Raw genomic sequence first — 7,160 nt, 5'->3', positions numbered from 1 at the left:
GGTATCGTCATCGACAGCGTCGCCAGCGACGAGTACGCGGAGTGCGAACTCAAGGCCAGTTTCCTGACCGGCCTCGACCCGGGTCTTGCGTTGTTCGAAACCCTCTACGCCACGCGCGAGTCGGGTGTGCGACAGTGCGGGCGGCATCTCGCGCGTCTAGCAGCGAGTGCGCAGGCTCTCGGTTTTCGGTATTGCGCGAAAACCGTCGAGGCGCGGCTCGATGCAGTTTGCGCGGACCTGGCGTCGGACCAGCCGCACCGGCTGAGACTGGTGCTGCACCGTGATGGCCAGGTCGAGCTGAGCGCGGTGCCGCTGGATGAGTTGCCGGCGGGACCGGTGCCGTTACTGCTCGCGGGTTCTCCCATGCTGGCCATGAACGCGCTGATGCGCCACAAGACGACCTGGCGCGACCGTTATGACGCGGCCTTGCGCGAGGCGCAGGCGCGCGGCGCCTTTGACATGTTGTTTCATGACGAAACCGGCCGGCTCACCGAGGGCGCACGTAGCAACGTCTTCCTGCGCCTCGACGGCCAGTGGCTGACTCCGGCGCTTGCTGGCGGTGGGATACTGCCTGGTACGATGCGCGCGAAACTGCTCGAGGACCCCGCCTGGCAGGCGCGCGAGGCCCATGTCACGCTCGCGGACCTGCGCCGTGCAGAGCGTATCGTGTTGACCAATGCCTTGCGGGGAGCGATCGAGGCCAGACTGGTAGAGCGCGTTTGATCAGGTCTCAGCAGTGCCCCCCTGCATCTTGACTGCGGGAGCAGACGCTCAGTCCGGTTCGCGCGTGATCACCACCTGCTGGCGTTCGGCATCGGCGTAGAGTACGACCTCGCCCGGCGTCGGATCGATGACCCGGACGACATCGACCCATCTCGCGGCATCGGGCTCGAGCTCAGTGAGCCGGTTCGGCCACGCGGTGATCGAGGTTTCGTCGAGCAGGTTGCCTTCGAGCTTGGGAAACAGCGCGAAGTACAGCATGTCCGCCTCGATGAGCTCGTTGAGAAAGTGCGTGCCGAGCGAAACGTCCGGCACGAGGTTGTCGTGCATCGCGACGATCTCGCACAGGGCTGCGACATGGTTGATCTCGGCGAAGGCCACCGGTAGCCCGAGAGCCGGATCGCGTGACCCCCAGCGGCCAGGGCCGAGCATCAGCAGCACGCGGTCGGCGCTGGCGCGGTTGATCCGGCCGACGAGCCGGGTGACGGTGAGGCGGTCGGCCTGGCGCAGTGGCGCGAAGGCCGACGGCACGACGAAGACGATGCGGTCGGGCTGCAGGGTTCGGCTGGGGCCGATCACCGCGCCACGCGCGTTGGCCAGGCGGGGCGCGTTGGCGGGGGGTTCGGAAGTGGTGCCGGCCAGGTCGCGGACCTGCATCGGGCGACACTGCAACAGATTGATGCGGTACTGGCCATCGGGCTGGAAGTTGAGCGCGAACTCGGTTTCGACCGCGTGCCGGTAGGCCTGGTGCAGACACTGCAGGATGGCGCGCATGTCGTCGACGAATGCGGTGCGTGTCACCAGCCCGTCGAAGGTCAGGAACGGCGGTCGGTCGTGGTCTTCGCGGGTGGTGAACAAGTCCATCGGGAAGTCGGACTCGCCGGCGACGATATCGGCGAACCGTCCGGAGATTACCTCGTTGCGCTCGAGATCGAGTGCGTCCATACGGCGCTGGGCGTGGCGGGCGATGGCGCCAAAGTTGCTCTCCGGGCGCAGGTCGGGTGCGTTGAGCGCAATCAGTCGGGTGTAGTCGTCATCGCTGCGATCCACCGCCCGGGTACCGAGACCGGCGACCAGGCGCACGACGCCAGCACGCATGTCGATCTTCGGGTTCCATGGATAGGGATTGACCGACAGGCCCACCCCGGCCGCGTGTGGATGAAAGTAGCGTCGCCCGGCAGTGCCCGAGACCCGCATGATGAGCAGCGCCATCTGCTCCTCATCGTCGAGCAGTCCGCGTCGCTGGCGGTAACGCAGAGCCTGTTCGGACAGTGTGCTGGCATAGACCTGGCGCACCGCGTCGAGCAGGTCGGCGAGGCGCTTCTCGCGCGGGCCCTGATTTACGCAGAACACGCTGTCGTACTGGCCCGCGAAGGCGTTGCCGTAACGGTCTTCAAGGCGCGAGCTCGAGCGCACGATGAACGGCCACTCGCCGAAGTAGTCGAGCATGCCCTCGAACTGACGGATCGTGGCGTCCGGGAAGGTGCCCGACAGAATGCGATCGCGGGCCAGGTCGAGGTCATCGAGAAAATGCTCGGGATCGCGCTGACGCCGCCGTATCCACCAGACCTTGTTGTAGACCAGAAAACTGTCGAAGACGACGGTGCCGACGTAGAAGGAGTCGTGCGCCTCGAGCTTCGCGTGTTGCTCCGGCGCCTCCTTGCGCAGGATCGCCCGCGCGAGCAGCATGCCCAGCGCCTTGCCGCCGATCGAGCCGATGCCGATCATGCGTTCGCGCATCGCGATCAGGTCGTCCAGCGTGAGGTAGGCGTCGATGAGACGTGCCATTGGCACATCGCCGGGAAACAGCAGACGTGACAGCCGCTCGAACCATTCGCGCTCGGCCTCGGGGTCCGGGTTGCCGGAATGTCTTCTGGCGAGCACCTGGCGGGCGGCTGCGAAGTGGCGCTGCCAGTGGCCGGTGATCCGGTCGTCCTCCAGACCAAGCCATTCCGAGCGCGCCAGAATCTCGGAGACCGTGCCGCTGTCGGCGACCGGCCGGAACCGGTCGCCGGGTTCCCAGGCGTGGATCAGGTTCATCACCGCGCTGGAGCCGTGTCGCACCTTGACCGGCCTGATGTAATGCTGGCCGCGGCTACGGAATACATCGAGCAGAAACTGCGTGGTTTCGGTGATCAGGGCGAGCGCCGGGCGCGCATGGGTGTTGCGGTAGATGCCGAAGTAGGTGACGGTATCGAGATCGAACAAACGGGGGCAGGTCAGGCGGAAGAAGTTCGCCATCATGCGGTCCGACTGCCAGGCCTCGGCCAGTTCGGACAGGCAGTCGAAAACGTACATCGCCTCGGTGCCGGCCGCTTCGATGACACGGTGGACCTGGTCGACGAAGGCGTCGAAACCGTCGGCGGGATCGGGATGATGGACCTCGGCATGAGTGTCTTCGGGCAACAGGCGCGGGTGCGCGGCAAAACGGAAATAGATCAGCGGACGTCCCTGGTCGCGGGCCGCTTCGGCGTAAGGCGTGACCAGGGCGAGATATTCGTCCAGCGTCTGGATCTGCCAGACGATGTTGTCACCCGGTGCGACACCGCTCAGGATTGCATCGAGACCCGGCAGGCCTGTCGTCGGGGCGAACGGGGGGCGGACGGAAGTACTCATGCGATTGCTCCTGTCGTTCAGTCACCGTCGGCAATGCCGTCGAGGCGGGGATCGGCCCCGCCACGCCAGCCCTCCGGCGTGCGCTCGATCGCGTGCAGGCCGCTCACCATCGTCGCTTCGGTGACCGTATGTCCGAGCTGCTCGAGCGCGCCACGATGTCTGCGCAGCGGCGAGCCAGCCTCGATCTCCAACACCTCTCCGCGATGGACGAAGTTGGGCAGCGCGATCGCGTGATCGACCTCCAGCTCCCAGTCCAGCACCGACACCAGGGTGCGCACCACATGACCGATGATCCGGCTGCCGCCGCGCGCGCCAAGCACGAGCCGCAGCTCGCCATCGGCGTCGAACACCATTACCGGCGACATTGAACTGCGCGGGCGCTTGCCGGGTGCGACCGCGTTCGGGTGCGGGCGTCCGTCCTGTAGCGGGTCGAAACTGAAGTCGGTGAGCTGGTTGTTGAGCAAGAAGCCGCCGCTCATCATGCGGCTGCCGAACGGCGCCTCGATCGAGCTGGTGAGCGCGACCACATTGCCCTGCTGGTCGACGATGCTGAAGTGCGAGGTGCCGGTCGTCTTCGCGCGGTAGTTGGCATTGGCATCGGCTTCGCGAATCAGTGCACGTCGGCCCGGTTCGCCGGGCAGGGCGCGGGGGTTTGCCGACTGCTCGTCGATGAGCATGGCGCGCGCGCTGAGGTAGGCGGGATCGATGAGTCCGCTGACCGGTACATCGACGAAATCCGGGTCGCCGACATAGCGCTCGCGGTCGGCGAAGGCGAGCCGGCTCGCTTCGGCGATGAGGTGTAGTGCGATCGCCGAACCGGGGCCGAAGTCCGCCATCGGAAAACGCTCCAGCATGCCGAGGATCTGCAGCACCGCGATGCCTCCGGACGAGGGCGGCGGCGCACCGCACACCGTCCATTCGCGGTACGGTCCACACACCGGCTCTCGCTCGACCGCGCGATAGCCGGCGAGGTCGGCCATCGTCATGTCGCCGCTGAGCGGCCGGCGCGTGCGCACCCGATCGACCAACGCTTCGGCCAGCACGCCCTGATAGAAGGCAGCGCCGCCGTCGCGGGCGAGGGCACGCAAGGTGTCGGCAAGTTCGCGGTTGGTCAGCCGCGGGGGCACGTCGGCGGACTGCCGACGAAAGTAGCCGCGCATATCCGAGAACACGCGCAGTGAACCGTCTTCGGCGATTTGTGTCTGGAGACGGTCTGGCATGGGCACGCCCTGATCGGCCAGCCCGATCGCCGGCTCGATCAGCTCGGCCCAGGCCATCGTGCCGTGCTGGCGATGGGCGGATTCGAGCATCGCCACCAGACCGGGCACTCCGACGGCTCGTCCGGAGGGGATTGCCGCCCACAGTGGCAGTGCCTGGCCCAGTAGACGAAAGCGATCCGGGCGCGCCGCAAGAGGCGCGGTTTCGCGGCCGTCGAAGAGCGTCGTGCGACCGCTCGCGGCGTCGTGGTACAGGAGAAAACCGCCGCCGCCAATGCCGGTTTCAGGCGACTCGACGAAGCCAAGCACCATCTGAACCGCAACTGCGGCGTCGATGGCATTGCCGCCCTTGCGCAGCACTTCCAGCCCGGCCTCGACTGCGAGCGGATTCGGTGCCGCGACCATGAAACTGCGCGCGTCGCCCGTCACCTCCGGGGAAGTTGCGATTTGTGACGTGGGTGAGGCGCCCGCCACCGGCGCCGCGGCGAGCACGACGAGCGCGAATGTTGCGAGCAGCCCTCGGGCCACGTGTCAGCGCTTGCTCAGCCGCACACCGTCGAGAGCAGCACCTTGCGATGGGACTCGGCGCTGGCGAGCAGGTCCGCCATCGTGTCACGGTCGACTCCCGGTACGCCGTTCTCGCGCAGGCTTGGCCGGTGGACCCCAAGCAGGTTGTCGAAGGGGTTGGGTGCCTCGGTTGCCAGCGAGGAGATGAACAGCACGTCGGCGAGGTCCTTGGGCGGCCAGCTGCCGCCGTAGGGGTCTTCGTAGCAGAAGGCGTCGACGATGCTGTCCGGAAGACTCAGTGCCTCGAGAATCGCGCGGCCCACCGGCTGGTGCCAGGTGTTCACGAATTCCGCGAAGCGGTCGATGTTCGCCTCCATTGCCGGATAGTCAGTCGCTCGGGCAAGCAGAAAGAACTGGCCGATGTCCACCAGCATGCCGGCAAACAACGCTGTGTCGGGCGGAGCCACCTTGAGTTCGCGGGCAATCGCCGAGGCCCAGCAGGCGACGTCCACCGAGTGCATCCACAATCCGGATGCCACGAGTCGGAGGTTGCGTGAACGGTGATCCTGGGCGAGTTGCTCGAATGACACCGCGAAGGCAAGGCAGCGCAGGGCGGACAAACCGATACGCGAGACCGCATCCTTTACGCTCGTGATCGGTGTGCCGTAAGGGTTCATCATCACCGCGTTGGCCATACGCACTACCTTGGCGCTCAGCACCGGCTCGGCCTGCACGACCTGAGCGATCTCGTCGAGCGAGGCCTTCGGATCGGCGGCGAGCTTGCGAATGCGCATCGACACGTCCAGCACGGTCGGAAAATTGAGCCGCCCTTCGACGATCTCCTGTTCGATGCGCTGGGAAAAGGCTTGCGCCTGCTGTTCGAAATCCTCCATCTACCCCTCCCGATTTGTTTCCTGAAGTGTAACCCGCTTCCGCAGGGCCAAGGCAGGCGAAGCACGTTCACGTCGTGTTGAGAATGGCCCTGCCGTTTTCCAGACGTCTGACCTGGGCAAGTGTGGCAATTGGTACCTCGAGTGCCTCGATGGCCTCATGGCCTTGCTTGAACCGCTTTTCGACAATGAAGCCTGCGCCAAGCACCTCGGCGCCCGCCTCACGCGCCATCTCTATGAGCGCCACCGCAGTACGACCATTGGACAGAAAGTCGTCGACCAGGACAACTCGCGTACCCGGGGTCAGGTAACGTTGGGATACGACGAGCTTGGTCTCGCCGCCCTTGGTGGGAGAGGGAATGATGCGCTGGAGGAAGGGGGACTCGACCTCTGGCGCGTACTTCTTCGCATACGGCATCGGCACGTTCAGTGTCTGTGCGACGACAAGGCCGGGTGCGATGCCGCTCGCCTCGGCAGTCAGAACCAGGGTTGGATGGAATCGCGACAATCGGCGGGCAAGCTCGCGACCCAGTTCCAGAATGAAGGCGGGTTCGATCCGGTGATTGAGGAAGTGGTCGATCTTGAGGATCTGGTCGCCGATGATCGTTGCTTCCTCTTCGATCCGCCGGATGAGCGGCAGGTAGGCCGCGTTGAGGTCGGTGTTGGATGGCATTGCCGGCGGGGCGAGGCCCCAGGGTGTTTTCGGAGTCCGATTGTAGAGGATCGACCCGGGCTTCGACAGGGCACTCGCGAGAACACGGGTGGGGCTTCGTTCCGCCGTCTTTCAGCGTGTCCAGCTCGCGCCGATGGCAGCAATACCGGCCCGGGCGGTTTCGGCGTCCTGGTCAGCGCGCACGCCCGAGACACCGACTGCGCCGACGACGCAGCCTTCGACGACGATCATCTCGCCCCCCTCCAGCGGCAGAATGGGCATCGTCACCGCGGCATTACGCCCGCCGTTGATCATGTCTTCGAGGGCTTTGCTGGGCTTGCCGGTCATGATGCAGGTTCTGGCCTTGCCCGCTGCGACCTCGGCGCTCATCAGCGGTGCGCCGTCCATGCGCTGCAACCACATCAAGTGCCCACCGGCGTCGCACACGGCGATGGTCACTGCCCAGCCCTTGGCGAGGGCTTCGGCTTCGGCGGCCGCGCCGATCGTGCGGGCGTCGTCCAGAGTGAGGGCGGGAATGTGTTTCATAGCGTTGTTTCT

Annotated in this window: 6 protein-coding genes; 1 reads left to right on the top strand and 5 read right to left on the bottom strand. The window is 65.9% G+C overall.

The window, feature by feature from the left end:
- The coding region (locus tag GPA21_RS05215; protein WP_211163425.1) for an aminotransferase class IV at positions 1-723 on the top strand (723 nt) is incomplete at its 5' end.
- 48 nt (positions 724-771) lie between these two features.
- Here the strand turns inward: GPA21_RS05215 and GPA21_RS05210 are convergent.
- The 5 genes from GPA21_RS05210 to GPA21_RS05190 all read right to left on the bottom strand — a co-directional run bounded on the left by GPA21_RS05210 (position 772) and on the right by GPA21_RS05190 (position 7,148).
- Positions 772-3,336: a PEP/pyruvate-binding domain-containing protein gene (locus GPA21_RS05210; protein ID WP_168987158.1), complete on the bottom strand. Its 2,565-nt coding sequence runs from the start codon at positions 3,334-3,336 to the stop codon at positions 772-774.
- Between the two features lie 17 nt (positions 3,337-3,353).
- On the bottom strand, positions 3,354-5,081 hold the full coding sequence (gene ggt, locus GPA21_RS05205; protein ID WP_168987157.1) for a gamma-glutamyltransferase: 1,728 nt from the start codon (positions 5,079-5,081) through the stop codon (positions 3,354-3,356).
- Between the two features lie 14 nt (positions 5,082-5,095).
- A complete protein-coding gene (locus tag GPA21_RS05200; RefSeq protein ID WP_168987156.1) occupies positions 5,096-5,953 on the bottom strand; it encodes an HDOD domain-containing protein in 858 nt (285 codons plus the stop codon).
- A 67-nt stretch (positions 5,954-6,020) separates the two neighbouring features.
- Positions 6,021-6,623 carry a xanthine phosphoribosyltransferase gene (gene xpt / locus GPA21_RS05195; RefSeq protein ID WP_168987155.1) on the bottom strand — a complete coding sequence of 201 codons (603 nt, stop codon included), beginning with the start codon at positions 6,621-6,623 and terminating at the stop codon, positions 6,021-6,023.
- A 111-nt stretch (positions 6,624-6,734) separates the two neighbouring features.
- Positions 6,735-7,148, bottom strand: coding sequence for a GlcG/HbpS family heme-binding protein (locus GPA21_RS05190; protein ID WP_168987154.1), 414 nt, complete (start codon positions 7,146-7,148; stop codon positions 6,735-6,737).
- Between the last annotated feature and the right edge of the window lie 12 nt (positions 7,149-7,160).

The sequence above is a fragment of the Azoarcus taiwanensis genome (genome assembly GCF_012910885.1).
Classification (GTDB): domain Bacteria; phylum Pseudomonadota; class Gammaproteobacteria; order Burkholderiales; family Rhodocyclaceae; genus Azoarcus_F; species Azoarcus_F taiwanensis.
Note: the sequence above shows the minus strand (reverse complement) of the source record. Positions and strands in the feature narration are given on the sequence as shown.

Coding starts and splice junctions, on each gene's coding strand:
- GPA21_RS05210 (WP_168987158.1), bottom strand. CDS start 3,336: ATGAGTACTTCCGTCCGCCCCCCGTTCGCCCCGACGACAGGCCTGCCG.
- GPA21_RS05190 (WP_168987154.1), bottom strand. CDS start 7,148: ATGAAACACATTCCCGCCCTCACTCTGGACGACGCCCGCACGATCGGC.
- GPA21_RS05200 (WP_168987156.1), bottom strand. CDS start 5,953: ATGGAGGATTTCGAACAGCAGGCGCAAGCCTTTTCCCAGCGCATCGAA.
- xpt (WP_168987155.1), bottom strand. CDS start 6,623: ATGCCATCCAACACCGACCTCAACGCGGCCTACCTGCCGCTCATCCGG.